Raw genomic sequence first — 15,162 nt, forward strand, 5'->3', positions numbered from 1 at the left:
TCCGGGGCGTGCAGTTCCACGCCGAGTCGATCCTCACCGAGCGCGGCTTCGACATCGTCCACGACCTGGTGTGCGGCGTCCTGCTGTGATCGACCCGGATGTCGTGGTCGTCGACCACCACGACTCCTACACCTGGAACCTCGTGCACCTCGTGGCCGGGGTGACCGGGGTGCTGCCGACGGTCGTCCAGCACGACGAGGTGACGGCCGCCGAGGTGCTGGCGCACGACTTCGTCGTGCTCTCGCCCGGGCCCGGACACCCCGGTGAGGAGCGCGACTTCGCCGTCGGGCGCGAGGTGGTGCTCGCCGGCACCCGCCCCGTGCTCGGGGTCTGCCTCGGCATGCAGGGCATCGTGACGTCGTACGGCGGACAGGTCGACCGCGTGCCCCCGGGACACGGGGTGTTGGCGGACGTCGAGCACGACGGCACGGGACTGTTCGCGGGGATCCCGGACCCGTTCGAGGCGGTCCGCTACCACTCGCTCGCGGCGGTCGCGCTGCCCGACGTGCTGCGGGCCACCGCCGTCGACCGGCACAGCGGGTTGACCATGGCCGTGGAACACGTGACGCTGCCGATCATGGGCGTGCAGTTCCACCCCGAGTCGGTGCTCACCGCGCACGGCGCGCGGCTCGTCGCGAACTTCCTGCGCGCCGGCGCCGCCTGATGGTCACCCAGGGCGACCCCGCCGAGGCGTTCGCCCGGATCCAGGCCCGCCACGCCCGCTGCGTCTGGCTCGACGGGGGCGGCGCCCGGGACTGGTCGCGGCGCCGCTCGATGATCGGCTGGCTCGACGACGACGACGTCTCGCTGACCTATGACGCGGCCCGGCGCGAGGTGACCCGGCACGCCGGCGGGCGCTCGGTCGTCGTCGGCGACGACCCGTTCGAGGTCCTCGAGTCCGAGCTCGCCGCCGGCGATCCCGGTGACCAGTGGTTCGGCTACTTCGGGTACGCCTCCCGCGCCGACCTGCCCGCCGTACCGGACCCCGATCTCCCCGACGCGGTCTGGCTGCGGCCCTCGCACATCCGGGAGTACGAGCACACCCTGGTCAGGGAATTCATGCACTTGTCAGGGGTTGCAACCCCCGACAAGCGCATGAATCCCCGGACGTCCGGGGATTCACGCACCCCCCCGCCCCCCTACGCCGCCGCGTTCGCGACCGTGCAGGAGCACCTCCACGCCGGCAACTCCTACGAGGTCAACCTCACCCACCGGCTCCGGGTGGACAGTCCGCTCAGCCCGGCGGCGGCGTACCTCCGCCTGCGGGCGCTGAATCCCGCTCCCTATGCGGGCTTCCTCCAGCACGACGTCGAGGGTGCCCGGGCGTGGCTGCTCAGCTCCTCGCCCGAGAGGTACGCGCTGGTCGACGAGCACCGCGTGCTCGAGACCAAGCCGATCAAGGGCACGACCTCCCGCGGGAGCACGCCCGCCGACGACGAGCGGGCGCGGGAGCGGTTGGCCACGGACCCGAAGTTCCGCTCCGAGAACCTGATGATCGTCGACCTGCTCCGCAACGACCTCGCGATGGTCTGCGAGGTCGGCTCGGTCGAGGTCCCGGTGCTGATGGACGTCGAGTCGTACGCCTCGGTGCACCAGCTCGTCTCGACCGTGCGCGGCCGGCTCCGCCCCGACGTGACCACGGTCGGCGCGCTCAAGGCGCTCTTCCCGGCGGGCTCGATGACGGGGGCGCCCAAGCTGCGCACGATGGAGATCATCGAGGAGGTCGAGGCGACGCCGCGCGGGGCCTACTCCGGGGCGTTCGGCTGGATCTCCGGCGACGGCCGCGCCGATCTCGGCGTCGTGATCCGCACGCTGACCACCGCCGGCGACGACTACGTGCTCGGCACCGGCGGCGGCATCACCGTGGCCAGCGAGGTCGCCGAGGAGTGGGCCGAGACGCAGTGGAAGGCCGCGCGGTTGTTGCAGGCGGTCGATCCCTGACCGGTCTCCAGGCCGGATGTGCCCGTCCGCCGATCGAGGTGCACGAACGATCCACCGTTCGCGCCGATTCCGGCCAGACGGGTCGGAAGTCCGGTGAACGGTGGATCGTCGGTGTCAGTCCGTGTCCGTGTCCGTGCCCGTGTCCGTGCCGGTGTCGGTGCCGCTCTCGGCGCCCGCCCCGCTCTCGGCCGCGTGCGCCGACAGCGTGGTGAGCATGGCCTCGACGCCGCGCACGATCCGCCGCTCGGCGTAGGGCGCGGGATCGACCACGTCGACCTGCTGGACCAGGTCGCCGTTCTGGACGAAGCCGGTGACGTAGAGCTGCTCCTTCGTTGCCTCGACCACGAGCCGCGCATCGTCGGCCAACGCGATGGCGGGGGTGCGGACGTCGGCGTCGGGCTGCTGGCCCATCCTCTCCCAGGCGTCGTCGAGGGATCCGGGGAAGAGCAGGTAGTTGGACGTGACCACCGCGTCGCCGCTGCCTTCGGCCGGCGTGAACCGGCACTCGGGCTTCGTCGGCGTGCCGGCGTGCTCGGTCGCCTCGATGCCGAACTGCGTCTTCACGAAGGCGGCGTCGAGCACGTCGCACGGGTTCCACAGCGCAGGCGACTCGGTCGGCCGGTGGGGCTTCGCGCCGACCTCGTCACCGCCGCAGCCGGTCAGGGCCGACGCGGCGAGCGGGGCGAGCAGGACCGTGAGGGTCGTCCGACGCAGGTCAGGCATGGGGGTTGTTCTCCCGTCCGGGCAGCTTGAGTACGAGGCGTGCGCCGCCGCTGGCGTTGGCCGTCGCCTGGACGGAGCCGGAGTGCCGTTCGGCGACCTGCCGCACGATAGCCAGGCCCAGTCCGGAGCCGGGCAGGGTGCGGGCGTCGTCGGAGCGCCAGAACCGGTCGAAGACGCGCGTGCGGTCGGCCTCGGCGATGCCCGGACCCTGGTCGTCGACGGTCAGCACGCCGTCGCTGAGCCGCACGGTGACCCGGCCGCCCTCGGGGCTCCACTTGGCGGCGTTGTCGAGCAGGTTGGTCACCGCCCGCTCCAGCTCGGCGTCCTGGCCGATGACCCACCACGGCCGCGTGAACACCTCGAACTCCAGGCCGGGGGCGCGGCGGCGGACCCGCTGCACGGCATGGTCGACCACGTCGGCCAGGTCGACGGGCTCCACCAGCACGGGCATCGGCTCGTCGCGGGCCAGCTCGGTGAGATCGCCGATGAGGGTGGTGAGCTCCTCCATCTGGGCGCGTACGTCGTCGAGCAGCTCGTCGCGCGCCTCGGGCGGCAACCCGCGGAGCCCGTCGGGGCTGCGGACGGTCATCGTGAGCAGGTCGATGTTGGTGCGCAGCGCGGTCAGCGGCGTGCGCAGCTCGTGGCTCGCGTCGGCGACCAGCTGCCGCTGGCGGATCCGGCTCGCGTCGAGCGCCACCAGCAGGTGGTTGAACGACGTCGCCAGCCGAGCCACCTCGTCGTCGCCCTCGACGGGGAGCGGGGTGAAGTCCTCGGTGCGCGCGATCTCCTCGACCGACGCGCTCAGTCGGCGCACCGGGCGCAGGCCGTTGCTGGCGACCGCCCAGCCCGCGAGCCCGGCGACGAGGACACCGAACCCGCCGAAGGCGACGGTGACCCAGCCGAGCCGGCTCAGGGTGCGGTCCTGGTCGGCCAGCGGCTGGGCGATGATCAGCGCGACGCCGCTCTGCTGGGTCGGGACCGCCACCACCCGGTAGCGGTCGCCGGCGAGCACGATGGTGCGCAGGCTCTGCTCCTGCTTGCCCTGCGCGACCTCGAGCTCGGACCGGCCGAGCTCCAGGGTCGGCCCTCGGTCGAGGATGCGCAGCGTCCCGCGGTTGTAGTCGAGGATCGCGATCCGTACGTCGCCCGCGCCCAGCGCCCACGACGGGATGCCCTGCGAGCCGGCCTGGAGCAGGCTGTCGGAGCCGGCGGCCTTGTCGGCGCGGTCGAGCAGCGCGTTGTCGAGGGTGTCCTGCATCTGCACGCGCGCGGTGAGGTAGGCGCCGACCGCCACCAGGGCGACGGACATGCCGACCGCGATCGTCGTCAGCCAGATCACCCGGCTCGCCAGGGAGCGGCGATAGTGCCAGCGTCCGTCGGGGCCCGGGCCCATCGCGAGGCTCCAGGAGGTGGCCACGTCCGCCGTCCTCAGGACTCGGTGGCGCGCAGGACGTATCCGATGCCGCGGACGGTGTGGATCAGGCGCGGCTCGCCCTCGGCCTCGGTCTTGCGGCGCAGGTAGCCGACGTAGACCTCCAGGGAGTTGGCCGTCGTGGGGAAGTCGTAGCCCCACACCTCCTCGAGGATGAAGCTGCGGTCCAGCACCCGCCGCGGGCGGCGCAGGAACATCTCCAGCAGGGTGAACTCCGTGCGGGTCAGCTCGATCAGCCGCCCGCCGCGGCGGACCTCCCGCGTCGTGACGTTCATGGTGAGGTCCGCGAAGGTGAGCACCTCCTCCTCGGCCCCGTCCACGATGGGCGTCACCCGGCGCAGCAGCGCCCGCAGCCGGGCGAGGAGCTCCTCGAGCGCGAACGGCTTCGTCAGGTAGTCGTCGGCGCCCGCGTCGAGACCCTCCACCCGGTCGCCCACCGCGTCGCGGGCGGTCAGCACCAGGATGGGGACGTCGTTGCCCGCGGCCCGCAGCGCGCGGGTCGCCTCGAGCCCGTCGAGCTTGGGCATCATCACGTCCATCACCACGACGTCCGGCGCCACGGCACCGATCCCCGCCAGGGCCTCCGCGCCGTCGCCGGCCAGGTGGACGTCGTAGCCGTTGAAGGCGAGCGAGCGCCGCAGCGACTCCCGCACGGCCCGGTCGTCGTCGACCACGAGGACACGGTGCTGAGGGGTGGCGCGGGCGGACACGCCCCCATCATGGCGGATCGGCCTGAGGGGCGTCTGAGAGCAGCGGCGCCCGGCGGCTCAGAGGTAGCGCTGAGCGACCCGGGCCGCGCGGGCGCCGTACTGGCCGCCGAAGAGGCAGGCGTGGACCAGCAGCGGGAACAGCTGGTGGTAGGCCAGTCGGTCCTCCCAGCCGTCGGTCAGCGGGGCCGCCTCGGTGTAGGCCGCCATCACCTGCGGCAGCTGGGGCAGCCCGAAGAGGGCGAGCATGGCCAGGTCGACCTCGCGGTGCCCGCCGTACGCCGCCGGGTCGACGACGACCACCCGCTCGCCGGCGGTCCACAGGACGTTGCCGTTCCACAGGTCGCCGTGCAGCCGCGAGGGCGGCTCCTCGGGCACGATCGAGGGGGCGCGCGCGGCCGCGGTCTCGATCAGGTCGGCCTCCTCGGCGCTGAGGATCTCCTTGTCGCGCAGGACCTTGAGGTACGGCGCGATCCGCCGCTCGGCGTGGAACTCCGCCCAGGTGGGGAGCGGCTGGTTGGGCAGCGGCAGGCGGCCGACGTACCCATCGGCATCGCCGCCGAAGCTGCTCGCCCCGGTCGCGTGGGTGGCGGCGAGCGCGCGGCCGAACGCGGCGGCCGCCTCCGCGCTGGGCCGTCCGGGCTCGACCCACTCGAGGATCAGGCACTCGGGGTCGACGGCCAGCAACTCGGGGGTCGCGACGCCGGCGGGCGCCGCCTCGGCCAGCCAGCGCAGACCGGCGGCCTCACGGGCGAAGAACTGCGGCGGTGCGGGGCTGAGGGTCTTGAGGAAGGCGGTGCGTCCGGTGGACAGGCGCAGCTTGACCGCCGTGCAGATGTCGCCGCCGGCGACCGGTGCGGTCGCGACGACGGCGGAGCCGAGCAGGTGTTCGGCCCGTCCGGCGACCACCGGCTGCCGTGCCATCGGCTCCCCCTCCGTCCGGCCCGTCCGTCGGCCGGTCGGTCAGGCCTGGCCCTTGAGCGCGCGCGGGATCTCGCGTCCCTGCTCGATCGCGCGCTCGGGTGCCTTGACCTTCTTGAAGCTGCGGATCCCGAGGAACACCAGCAGGACGGCGACCAGCACGTAGAAGCCGAACACGATGAGGAAGGCCCAGTGCAGGTCGAGGCCCTTGCCGTTCCAGTTGATGAAGTAGGCGATCGCCACCGAGAGCATGATGACCGCGAGCACCAGCACGAACAACGCCGCCGCGATCAGGCCGGCGCCGACGCCGCCCGCGGTCACGCTGACCTTCAGCTCCGACTTCGCGAGCTGGATCTCCTTGCGCATGATCGTGGAGAAGTCCGTCTGGGCGTCCTTGATGAGACGTCCGATGGTGGGCTCTTCCCCAGTGACGGTGCGCTGTTCGGTGGCCATGCGGTCGACCTTACCGACCCCGCTAGGGTGGAGCACAGGTGAGCCGGGAAGTCTGGTCGGCATGTGAACGGCCCTGCCCGCACGACGCCAGGAGAATCCTCCGTGTCCGATCCCCAGCACACCCCCGACGACCTCTGGCACCACGGCCCGGTCTGGACGGCGAGCGGACGCCCCCTGGCGAAGTACGTCGCCCGCCCGCTGCGGGAGTTCCTCCACGTCGAGGCCGCGGGCTCCGTGCTGCTGCTCGCCGCCACGCTCGCCGCCCTGGCCTGGGTGAACCTCCCGTTCGACGGCTGGGCGTCGGCGTACGACCACTTCTGGCACACGCCGGTCGCTCTCGAGGTCGGCGAGTGGCGGATCGAGGAGTCGCTCCAGCACTGGGTCAACGACGGGCTGATGACGATCTTCTTCTTCGTCGTCGGACTCGAGATCAAGTACGAGCTGGTCCACGGCGACCTGCGCGACCCGCGCACCGCGGCGCTGCCGATCCTCGCCGCGGTGGGCGGCATGGCCGTGCCCGCGCTGGTGTACGCCGCCGTGGTCGGCGGCGGTGAGGGCGCGGCCGGCTGGGGGATCCCGATGGCGACCGACATCGCCTTCGCCGTCGGCGTGCTCGGACTGCTCGGCCCGCGGATCCCGTCCGCCGCCCGGCTGTTCCTGTTGACGCTCGCGATCGTGGACGACATCGGCGCGATCCTGGTGATCGCGCTGTTCTACACCGCGGACCTCTCCCTGGGCTGGTTGGCCGGCGCGCTCGCCCTGCTCGCCGCGATGGCGGTGCTGAGGGCCGTGCGGGTCTGGTCGGTCCCGGTGTACGTCGTGCTCGGGGTCGCCACCTGGTACGCGCTGCTCGAGTCGGGGGTGCACGCGACCCTCGCGGGCGTGGCGATCGGCCTGCTCACTCCCGCCGTCGCCCTGCTGCGTCCGCAGGTCGCGTCCGAGTACGCCGCCGAGAGCCTGCGCGACCACGACCTCGACGCCGAGGAGGTGCACCGGCTGCGCTTCCTGCTCGGCGAGTCGGTGCCGGTGGTCGAGCGGCTCCAGTCCCGGCTGCACCCGGTGTCGTCGTACGTCGTGCTGCCGGTCTTCGCGCTCGCCAACGCCGGGGTCGCGCTGGGCGACGGCGTCCTGGGCGACGCGCTGACCTCCACCGTCGCCCTCGGGATCGGCGCGGGGCTGGTCCTCGGCAAGCCGCTCGGCATCACACTGGCCTGCTTCGTCGCGATCCGGCTGGGCATCGGCCGGATGCCCGAGGGCACGTCCTGGCCGCAGGTGGTCGGCGTCGGCGCGGTGGCCGGCATCGGCTTCACGGTGTCGCTGTTCATCGCCGGGCTGTCCTTCCCGGGCTCCGACCTGCTCACCGCCGAGGCGAAGGTCGGCATCCTGCTCGCGTCGGTGGTCGCGGCCGTGCTCGGGGTGGTCGTCCTGCTGGCCAGCGGTCAGAAGGGCACCTCGGTCGCCAGCAGCCCCGACCCCGAGCCCCTGCCGGACAGCACCCGGCAGAACTGAACGGCGTCGAGCTCGATCTCCTCGCCACCCGTCCCGTGGCTCCACGTCCCTCCGACGGGTCCGGTGAGGGTGAGGCGGTACGGCGCACCGTGGCGCTGCGCCCACTCGGCGACCACGTCGGCGATGATCCGGCCGTCGTGCTCGGCGGTCAGTCGCATCTCGGTGTCGGTCGCGAGAGCGATGTCGCTGCGGTGCATCCAGGTGTCGCGCGTCAGGATCACGTCGACCATGTATCCGAGGGCCCAGCTCTCCTCGACGCCCTGGACCACCTGCGGCATGCCGATGTCCCGGCGCCGGAGGAAGGAGGGCGCCATCCGGCGCGCCCGAGCCGCTCGCCGCCCGGCTCGGCGGGCGTCCGCGACGAGCCGCTCCGGGCTGTGTCCGGAGCGTTCGCGCACCTGGAGGGCGGTCAGGGCGTCGATGAACGCGATGCCCTGGGCGGCAGCCTCGGTGCCGGCGATCCTCTGCTGCCGTCTCCCCTCGCGGATGCCGGCCATCATCTCGGCCATGCCCACGACGTGCGCCGTCATCTGGCGCACGTCCCAGGCCGGGCAGGCGGTGGGTCGGGTCCACGCCTCCGGGGCGAGGCCGCCGACCGCGTCGGCGAAGCGGCGGTACTCCTCGGCGGCGAGGACCATCGCCGTCCGGTGGTCGAGGGCGGGGCGACGGAGGTCGCGATAGGTGGTGATCATGGCCGTGCTCGTCTCTTGGTGGAGGCCCTGCGGGCGGTGCGATGGGGGATGCCGCCGGCGTCCGCCCACATATCGGTGGCCCGTTCGAGGAGCCGCGAGAAACGGTCCCCACCCGGGTCGTTGGCCAACTGCTGGTCGATGAGGCCGCCCAGGAGGGAGACCCAGATGTCGAAGTCGGCGCGGTCGGTCACCCCGAGGGCGCCGAACGTCTCCACCCCGCGCTCGAGGACGCGCACCGCCGGCGCGTAGGACTCGGCGGTGGGCTCGAACCCGGGGATGGTGCGGTGGTTCATCAGCTGGTAGCGAGCAGGGTCCGCGACGGAGAAGTCGAAGAAGACGCGGGCGATCAACCGGATCGCATCGCGCGGATGCGTGGGCAGGGGATCCAGCTCCCGGCTCACGTGCTCCTCGTAGGCGAGCCAGGAGTCGGCGTACATCGCGTCGTAGATGGCGAGCTTGGAGTCGAAGTGGGAGTACAGCGACGGCGGCTGCATCCCCACCGTCCGGGCGATGTCGCGCAGCGTGATCCCGGCGACCCCGACCTCCCGCGCCTGCCTCCAAGCGGCGTCCAGGATCTCGCGACGGGTTGCCTCACGCCGTTCGGCAATCCTATTGCGATTCGAACTGCCTAACATAGTTAGGAGAATGCGCCCGCGCGGACGCGGCTGTCAAGAGCCGAGCGGGTGAGAGGATGGGCCGGTGGAAGGACGCGCGCCCCCTCGGCCCTACCAGGGCTTCGCCTGGATCGTGCCGCTCTTCGCGCTGGTGGCGGCCGCGAACGTGCACCAGCACCAGGACGCCGGCCGTGCGCCCTATGCGGTGCTGGGTGTCGCCGGGGGTGCGGCGTGGCAACTGCTCGACCGGCGGGACCTCGCCGCCCGGCTGACCTGGCCGGTCGTGTTCGCCGGCGCGGCGCTCGTCCTCGCGCTGGCCGCGAACGAGCCGCTCGTGCTGGGCGACACGGCGGCGCAGACGCAAGGACGGCTGATCTTCGCCTTCGGCGTCCTGTCCGGGCTGGTCCTCACCGAGGACGTCCTGCGCTGGCGCGACGGCCGCGCCGCGCGGCTCAGCCCCGAGGAAGGACCTGCGACGACCCGAGGAACCGCTCGACCGTGATCCGCAGGGCCACCCGGTTCGGGTTCGGGCGCGGGGTGCGGTAGCGGGCGGCGTACCGCTCGCATGCGCGCTCGACCGACTCCGCGTCGGAGCACACCTCGGCGGTGCCGATGATCGTCGACCAGCGGGCGCCGTCGACCTGGCTGACCGCGAGCCGGCCGTCGCGGCGCAGGTTGGCGACCTTCTGCGAGCCGCCGTCGGTGATCACCCACGCGCACCGCTGGTCGGGGTCGAGGACCGCGCCGACCGCGACCGCGTGGGGAGCCCCGTGCTGGTCCAGGGTGCTGAGGGTGCAGAGGTGACGCTCGGTCCAGAACTCGGCGAGCGCCGGAGGCAGCTGCGTCCACACGACGGGGGACCAGACGGGCATGAGGGCTCCTCGGCTCGGGGACGTCATACGTTCCGTGGGCTTGGGCCCACGGAACGTATGACGTTAGCCAACCCGAGGGGCCGGGCCCGGCCCGGACTCAGTCCTCGGTGGTGGTCGCCTGGCTGGCGGAGATGAGGTCCATGATCGAGGCGTCGGCCAGGGTCTGGGTGTCTCCGACCGTGCGGCCCTCGGCGACGTCGCGCAGCAGGCGGCGCATGATCTTGCCCGAGCGGGTCTTGGGGAGCTCGGGGACGACCATGATCTGGCGCGGCTTGGCGATCGGGCCGATCTGGGTGCGGACGTGGTCGGAGAGCTCCTTGACGATGTCCGGCCCACCGTCGCCCGCCTCGTTGCGGAGGATCACGTAGGCCACGACCGCCTGACCGGTGTCGGGGTCGGAGGCGCCCACGACCGCCGACTCGGCGACCTTCGGGTGCGACACGAGCGCGGACTCGATCTCCGTGGTGGACAGGCGGTGGCCCGACACGTTCATCACGTCGTCGACCCGGCCGAGGACCCAGATGTCACCGTCGTCGTCCTTCTTGGCGCCGTCGCCGGCGAAGTAGTAGCCCTGCTTCGCAAAACGCGACCAGTACGTGTCGGCGTACCTCTTGTCGTCGCCCCAGATCGTGCGCAGCATCGAGGGCCACGGCGAGGTGACCACGAGGTAGCCGCCGGAGCCGTTGGGCACCGGGTTGCCCTCGTCGTCGACCACGTCGGCCTCGATGCCGGGGATCGCGGTCATCGCGGAGCCGGGCTTGCCGGCGGTCACACCGGGCAGCGGGGAGATCATCACCGCGCCGGTCTCGGTCTGCCACCAGGTGTCGACGACGGGAGTGCGGTCCCCGCCGATGACGTGGCGGTACCAGACATAGGCCTCGGGGTTGATCGGCTCGCCGACCGAGCCGAGGATCCGCAGGCTCGACATGTCGTACTTGTCGGGGACGTCGTGGCCCTGCTTCATGAACGACCGGATCGCGGTCGGCGCGGTGTAGAAGAGGGTGACCTTGTAGTCCTGGATGATCTTCCACCAGCGGCCCGGCTCGGGGGAGTCGGGCGTGCCCTCGTAGAGCACCTGCGTGACGCCGTTGGCCAGCGGACCGTAGACGATGTAGGAGTGGCCGGTGACCCAGCCGATGTCGGCGGTGCACCAGTAGACGTCGGTGTCCGGCTTGAGGTCGAACACGGCGTGATGGGTGTACGCCGCGCCGGTGAGGTAGCCGCCCGTGGTGTGCAGGATGCCCTTCGGCTTGCCCGTCGTGCCGGACGTGTACATGACGTAGAGCGGGTGCTCGGAGTCGAACGCCTCCGGGGTGTGCTGGTCGGAGGCGCCGTCGACGGCGTCGTGCCACCAGACGTCGACGCTGTCGTCCCACCCGTCGTCACCGAGGTCCTGCCCCGTACGACGCACGACGAGGACCTTCTCGATCTTGTCGGTCTTGGTGCGGGCCTCGTCGACGGCCGGCTTGAGCGCGGAGGGGGTGCCGCGACGGTAGCCGCCGTCGGCCGTGACGACGACCTTCGCCTGGCAGTCGTCGATCCGCGAGGCCAGGGCGTCGGCGGAGAACCCGCCGAAGACCACCGTGTGCGGCGCGCCGAGCCGGGCGCAGGCGAGCATCGTGACGATCGCCTCGGGGATCATCGGCATGTAGATCGCGACCCGGTCGCCGGTGCCGACACCGAGCTCGGTCAGCGCGTTCGCGGCCTTGGAGACCTCGCGCTGTAGATCGGCGTAGGTCAGATCGCGGGTCTCTCCCTCGGGCTCGCCGACCCAGTGGATGGCGACCTTGTCGCCGCGGCCGGCCTCGACGTGCCGGTCGACGCAGTTGTAGGCGGCGTTGAGCCGGCCGCCGACGTACCACTTCGCGAACGGCGGGTTGTCCCAGTCGAGGACGCGGTCCCACCTGGTGTCCCAGGTGAGACGCTCGGCCTGCTCGGCCCAGAAGCCCTCGCGGTCGGACGCCGCCCGGGTGTATGCATCGGCGGTCACGTTGGCGTTGGCGGCCAACTCGGCCGGCGGCTCGAAGCGACGGTCCTCCTTCAACAGGTTGGCGAGGGTCTCTTCCGTCGAGGAGCTCGATGTCGACTGGTCGCTCACGGTTCTCTCCTGAATCGAGTGGGGTGCCACAGGTCACATTAGGGCCCAGGTGAAGTGTGCTCACCAGGGGTTGCAGGGAGGTTGCCTCGGGCCCGGTCATGTAACTCGGTGTTCGTGCATCTACCACGGTGTCGTGACGCGTCAGGACCCCGTGGTAGATGCCGTAACACCGAGTTACATGCCCGGTGCGGCTCAGTGCTGGACGGCCTGCTCCGCGCCGGCTCCGGTGAGGGCGCGGACCTCGAGCTCGGTGAACCGCTCGACGGAGGCGGGCTCGTGCGAGGTCACCGTGCCGAGCCAGCCGAAGAAGAAGCCCAGCGGGATCGAGATGATCCCGGGGTTGCTCAGCGGGAACCACGCCCAGTCGGCGCCGGTGACCAGGGCGGTCTCCGAGCCGGAGACGACCGGCGAGAAGAACACCAGGCCGACCGAGGACAGCAGGCCGCCGTAGATGCCCCAAGTGGCGCCACGGGTGTTGAAGCGCCGCCAGAACATGTTGTAGACGATCGCCGGCAGGTTGGCCGAGGCCGCCACCGCGAACGCGAGCGCGACGAGGAAGGCGATGTTGAGCTTCTGTGCCGGGATCGCCAGGGCGATCGAGATGACGCCGATGGCCGCCGCGGCGATCCGGGTCACCTTGATCTCGTCCGTCTCGCTCGCCGTGCCGCCCTTGACGACGCTGTTGTAGATGTCGTGCGCGACCGAGGTCGACGACGTCAGCGTCAGGCCGGCCACCACCGCGAGGATCGTCGCGAAGGCCACCGCCGCGATGAAGGCCAGCAGGATCGCGCCTCCCGTCGAGCCGGCGCCGCCGCCGACCTCCTCCGCGAGGAGCGGCGAGGCCAGGTTGCCGCCGGACGCGGCCACGTCGGCCGCCTTGTCGCCCTTGAGCATCGCGGCCGCACCGAAGCCGAGCACCAGCGTGAACAGGTAGAACACGCCGATCAGACCGATCGCCCACAGCACCGACTTGCGCGCGTCACGCGCGGTGGGGACGGTGTAGAAGCGGATCAGGATGTGCGGGAGACCGGCGGTGCCGAGCACGAGGGCCAGGCCGAGGCTGAGGAAGTCGATCTTGCTCGTGGTGCTGACGCCGTACTTCAGGCCCGGCTCGAGGAACGCCTGGCCCTTGCCGGTGTTGGACGCGGCGGTTCCGAGCAGCTCGGACAGGTTGAAGTGGAAGTGCGCGAGCACCAGGACCACGATCAGCGCCGAGCCCACCATCAGCAGGATCGCCTTGACGATCTGCACCCAGGTGGTGCCCTTCATGCCGCCGATGGTGACGTAGAAGATCATCAGGGCGCCGACGCCGATGATGGTGAGGTTCTTCAGCGCCTGGCTGTCCGCGCCGAGCAGGAGCGCGACGAGCGCGCCCGCGCCGACCATCTGCGCCAGCAGGTAGAAGATCGACACCACGACCGTCGAGGTGGCCGCGGCCATCCGGACCGGCCGCTGCTTCATCCGATAGGCCAGCTGGTCGGCCATCGTGTAGCGGCCCGAGTTGCGCAGCATCTCCGCGACGAGCAGCAGCGCCACCAGCCAGGCGACGAGGAAGCCGATCGAGTAGAGGAAGCCGTCGTACCCGGACAGCGCGATGGCGCCGGAGATGCCGAGGAAGGAGGCGGCCGACATGTAGTCGCCGCCGATGGCGAAGCCGTTCTGGATGCCGGAGAAGCTGCGCCCGCCGGCGTAGAAGTCCGCCGCGCCGGAGGTCTGCCGGCTCGCCCAGATGGTGATGCCGAGGGTGAGGGCGACGACCGCGAGGAACAGCAGGGTCGTGAGCAGTTGGTGGTCCATCAGTGGTTGCCCCTTCCGCGGGAGGACTTGCCCTCGAGGGCGATGAAGCGCTCGTCGAGCTCGCGGGCGAGCGGGTCGAGTCGCTTGGTCGAGTAGTTGCTGTAGAGCCAGGCGATGAGGAAGGTCGTGGCGAACTGCAGCAGACCGAACACCAGCGCCACGTTGATGTGGTCGCCGATCACCTTGGTGCTCATGAACCCGCCGGCCCAGTTGGAGAGGACGACGTAGAGCAGGTACCACGCCAGGAAGGCGATGGTCGCGGGGAACACGAAGCCGCGATAGCGCCGCTTCAGCTCGGCGAACTCCGGCGACGCGTGGAGCTCGTCGTAGACGGGATCATGGCGATCCGCCGACTGATGCGGGTCGCGGGACGAGAACTCGGTGGTCACGGTTCCTCCTCGGGTGGATGCATGTGACCGCTGTCACGGACCTCACCGACGCTAGGAGTGCGGGCGGTCGTGCGGGGAGGGGTCCGGTCCGGCTGCGCGCCGAGTGGGTCCGCCTTGTCGACCAGCGGTCGGTACGGCGCGACGAACGGTCACCGGCTCCCGCGGGCGGCGTGACCGGAGGGGCGCAGGCACAGCACGACACCGCGGTCCGGTACGACGGACCGGTCGTGCTCGGTCAGGCCGGCCCTCCGCGCGTCGTCGCGGAGCAGGTCGGCCTGGCCGGGCGTGCCGACCTGGAGCAGCAGCGCGCCGCCGGGCAGGAGGTGCGCGGCCGCGACGTCGATGCAGGCGCGGGCCAGGTCGAGCCCGGCCGGGCCGCCGTCGATCGCGGAGGCCGGGTCCTCGGGGAACCTGCCGATCTCGTCGTGCGGCACCCAGGGCGGGTCGGCGATCACCAGCGGGAACAGCTCGCCCGGCTCCAGCGCCTCCTGGAGGCGTCCGTGGCGGACCTCGACCGGGATGCCGTTGCGCTCCGCGTTGACCCGCGTCCAGCGGCAGGCGTCCGGACTCGCGTCGACGGCCACGAGCGCGCGCCGGCTGCCGTGCACGGCGAGCAGGCCGATGTGCCCGGCGCCGCAGCACAGCTCGAGCACCGGCCCGGCCGGCAGGTCGGGCAGGAGGTCGGCGGCCCGGTCGGACTGGGCGACGGTCCAGTCGCGGGGGCGCAGCACGCTGGCGTCGTACTCGATGGTGAGCGGGCCGAACGCGCAGGTCCGCACGGCCGGTGACGGAGCGGAGGGTGCGGGCGCCTGGGTCATGGACTCCGCTACCCGCGGCCCCGGGGCTCAACGGAATGTGACGTGCGGCACGGCGGGCGGGGATGCGACGGAGCGGCCGATCTGCTTAGGTAAGGCTTACCTGATCTCGGACGAGGAGAGCCTGCCGTGCCCCAGCTCCCGCTGCACCACCTGTTCCACCCCGACCACGCCGACCACTACGCCGCCACCCTCGGCA

The 15,162-nt window shown here is 71.8% G+C and carries 16 protein-coding genes; 4 read left to right on the forward strand and 12 right to left on the reverse strand.

Annotated features, from left to right (window positions below; translation table 11 throughout):
• Positions 1 to 85 precede the first annotated feature (85 nt).
• Both FHP29_RS15295 and FHP29_RS15300 read left to right on the forward strand, forming a co-directional pair.
• Entirely contained in the window at positions 86 to 664 is a 579-nt protein-coding gene (locus FHP29_RS15295) for an anthranilate synthase component II (protein WP_158296587.1), read from the forward strand.
• Positions 664 to 1,941, forward strand: coding sequence for an anthranilate synthase component I family protein (locus FHP29_RS15300; protein WP_139623708.1), 1,278 nt, complete (start codon positions 664 to 666; stop codon positions 1,939 to 1,941). Before FHP29_RS15295 ends, FHP29_RS15300 begins: the two co-directional genes overlap by 1 nt.
• 114 nt (positions 1,942 to 2,055) lie before the next feature.
• On the opposite strand, the gene FHP29_RS15305 is transcribed toward FHP29_RS15300, so the two are convergent.
• Genes FHP29_RS15305 through FHP29_RS15325 form a run of 5 tightly spaced genes read right to left on the reverse strand, consistent with a single transcriptional unit; the run spans position 2,056 to position 6,177 of the window.
• Positions 2,056 to 2,664 (reverse strand): hypothetical protein, encoded by a 609-nt coding sequence (locus FHP29_RS15305; protein ID WP_139623709.1) that lies wholly within the window; start codon positions 2,662 to 2,664, stop codon positions 2,056 to 2,058.
• Positions 2,657 to 4,081, reverse strand: coding sequence for a sensor histidine kinase (locus FHP29_RS15310; protein ID WP_240044524.1), 1,425 nt, complete (start codon positions 4,079 to 4,081; stop codon positions 2,657 to 2,659). Before FHP29_RS15310 ends, FHP29_RS15305 begins: the two co-directional genes overlap by 8 nt.
• A gap of 11 nt (positions 4,082 to 4,092) precedes the next feature.
• Complete coding sequence (locus FHP29_RS15315; protein WP_139623710.1) at positions 4,093 to 4,806, reverse strand: response regulator transcription factor; 714 nt, start codon at positions 4,804 to 4,806, stop codon at positions 4,093 to 4,095.
• Between the two features lie 57 nt (positions 4,807 to 4,863).
• Entirely contained in the window at positions 4,864 to 5,727 is an 864-nt protein-coding gene (locus FHP29_RS15320) for a fructosamine kinase family protein (protein ID WP_139623711.1), read from the reverse strand.
• Positions 5,728 to 5,766: 39 nt separating this feature from the next.
• Positions 5,767 to 6,177, reverse strand: a complete 411-nt coding sequence (locus FHP29_RS15325) for a phage holin family protein (RefSeq protein WP_139623712.1) — start codon at positions 6,175 to 6,177, stop codon at positions 5,767 to 5,769.
• Positions 6,178 to 6,279: 102 nt separating this feature from the next.
• On the opposite strand from FHP29_RS15325, the gene nhaA reads away from it, so the two are divergent.
• Entirely contained in the window at positions 6,280 to 7,686 is a 1,407-nt protein-coding gene (nhaA, locus tag FHP29_RS15330) for a Na+/H+ antiporter NhaA (RefSeq protein WP_139623713.1), read from the forward strand.
• Here the strand turns inward: nhaA and FHP29_RS15335 are convergent.
• On the reverse strand, positions 7,617 to 8,378 hold the full coding sequence (locus tag FHP29_RS15335) for a maleylpyruvate isomerase family mycothiol-dependent enzyme (RefSeq protein ID WP_205014148.1): 762 nt from the start codon (positions 8,376 to 8,378) through the stop codon (positions 7,617 to 7,619). The genes nhaA and FHP29_RS15335 overlap by 70 nt on opposite strands.
• Complete coding sequence (locus FHP29_RS15340) at positions 8,375 to 9,013, reverse strand: TetR/AcrR family transcriptional regulator (protein WP_139623714.1); 639 nt, start codon at positions 9,011 to 9,013, stop codon at positions 8,375 to 8,377. The genes FHP29_RS15335 and FHP29_RS15340 overlap by 4 nt, the downstream gene beginning before the upstream one ends.
• Before the next feature lie 64 nt (positions 9,014 to 9,077).
• Between FHP29_RS15340 and FHP29_RS15345 the strand changes: the two genes are divergently transcribed.
• Positions 9,078 to 9,494: a hypothetical protein gene (locus FHP29_RS15345; RefSeq protein ID WP_139623715.1), complete on the forward strand. Its 417-nt coding sequence runs from the start codon at positions 9,078 to 9,080 to the stop codon at positions 9,492 to 9,494.
• Here FHP29_RS15345 and FHP29_RS15350 read toward each other — a convergent pair.
• From FHP29_RS15350 to FHP29_RS15370, 5 genes are all read right to left on the reverse strand, one after another.
• A complete protein-coding gene (locus FHP29_RS15350) occupies positions 9,445 to 9,864 on the reverse strand; it encodes a pyridoxamine 5'-phosphate oxidase family protein (protein WP_139623716.1) in 420 nt (139 codons plus the stop codon). The genes FHP29_RS15345 and FHP29_RS15350 overlap by 50 nt on opposite strands.
• Before the next feature lie 97 nt (positions 9,865 to 9,961).
• Entirely contained in the window at positions 9,962 to 11,962 is a 2,001-nt protein-coding gene (acs, locus tag FHP29_RS15355; protein WP_139623717.1) for an acetate--CoA ligase, read from the reverse strand.
• 192 nt (positions 11,963 to 12,154) lie between these two features.
• Positions 12,155 to 13,759, reverse strand: coding sequence for a solute symporter family protein (locus FHP29_RS15360; RefSeq protein WP_139623718.1), 1,605 nt, complete (start codon positions 13,757 to 13,759; stop codon positions 12,155 to 12,157).
• Positions 13,759 to 14,148 (reverse strand): DUF485 domain-containing protein, encoded by a 390-nt coding sequence (locus FHP29_RS15365; RefSeq protein ID WP_139623719.1) that lies wholly within the window; start codon positions 14,146 to 14,148, stop codon positions 13,759 to 13,761. The genes FHP29_RS15360 and FHP29_RS15365 overlap by 1 nt, the downstream gene beginning before the upstream one ends.
• 149 nt (positions 14,149 to 14,297) lie before the next feature.
• Entirely contained in the window at positions 14,298 to 14,966 is a 669-nt protein-coding gene (locus FHP29_RS15370; protein ID WP_139623720.1) for a methyltransferase, read from the reverse strand.
• Between the last annotated feature and the right edge of the window lie 196 nt (positions 14,967 to 15,162).

The organism is Nocardioides albidus, from assembly GCF_006335005.1.
In the GTDB taxonomy this organism is placed as follows: Bacteria; Actinomycetota; Actinomycetes; order Propionibacteriales; family Nocardioidaceae; genus Nocardioides; species Nocardioides albidus.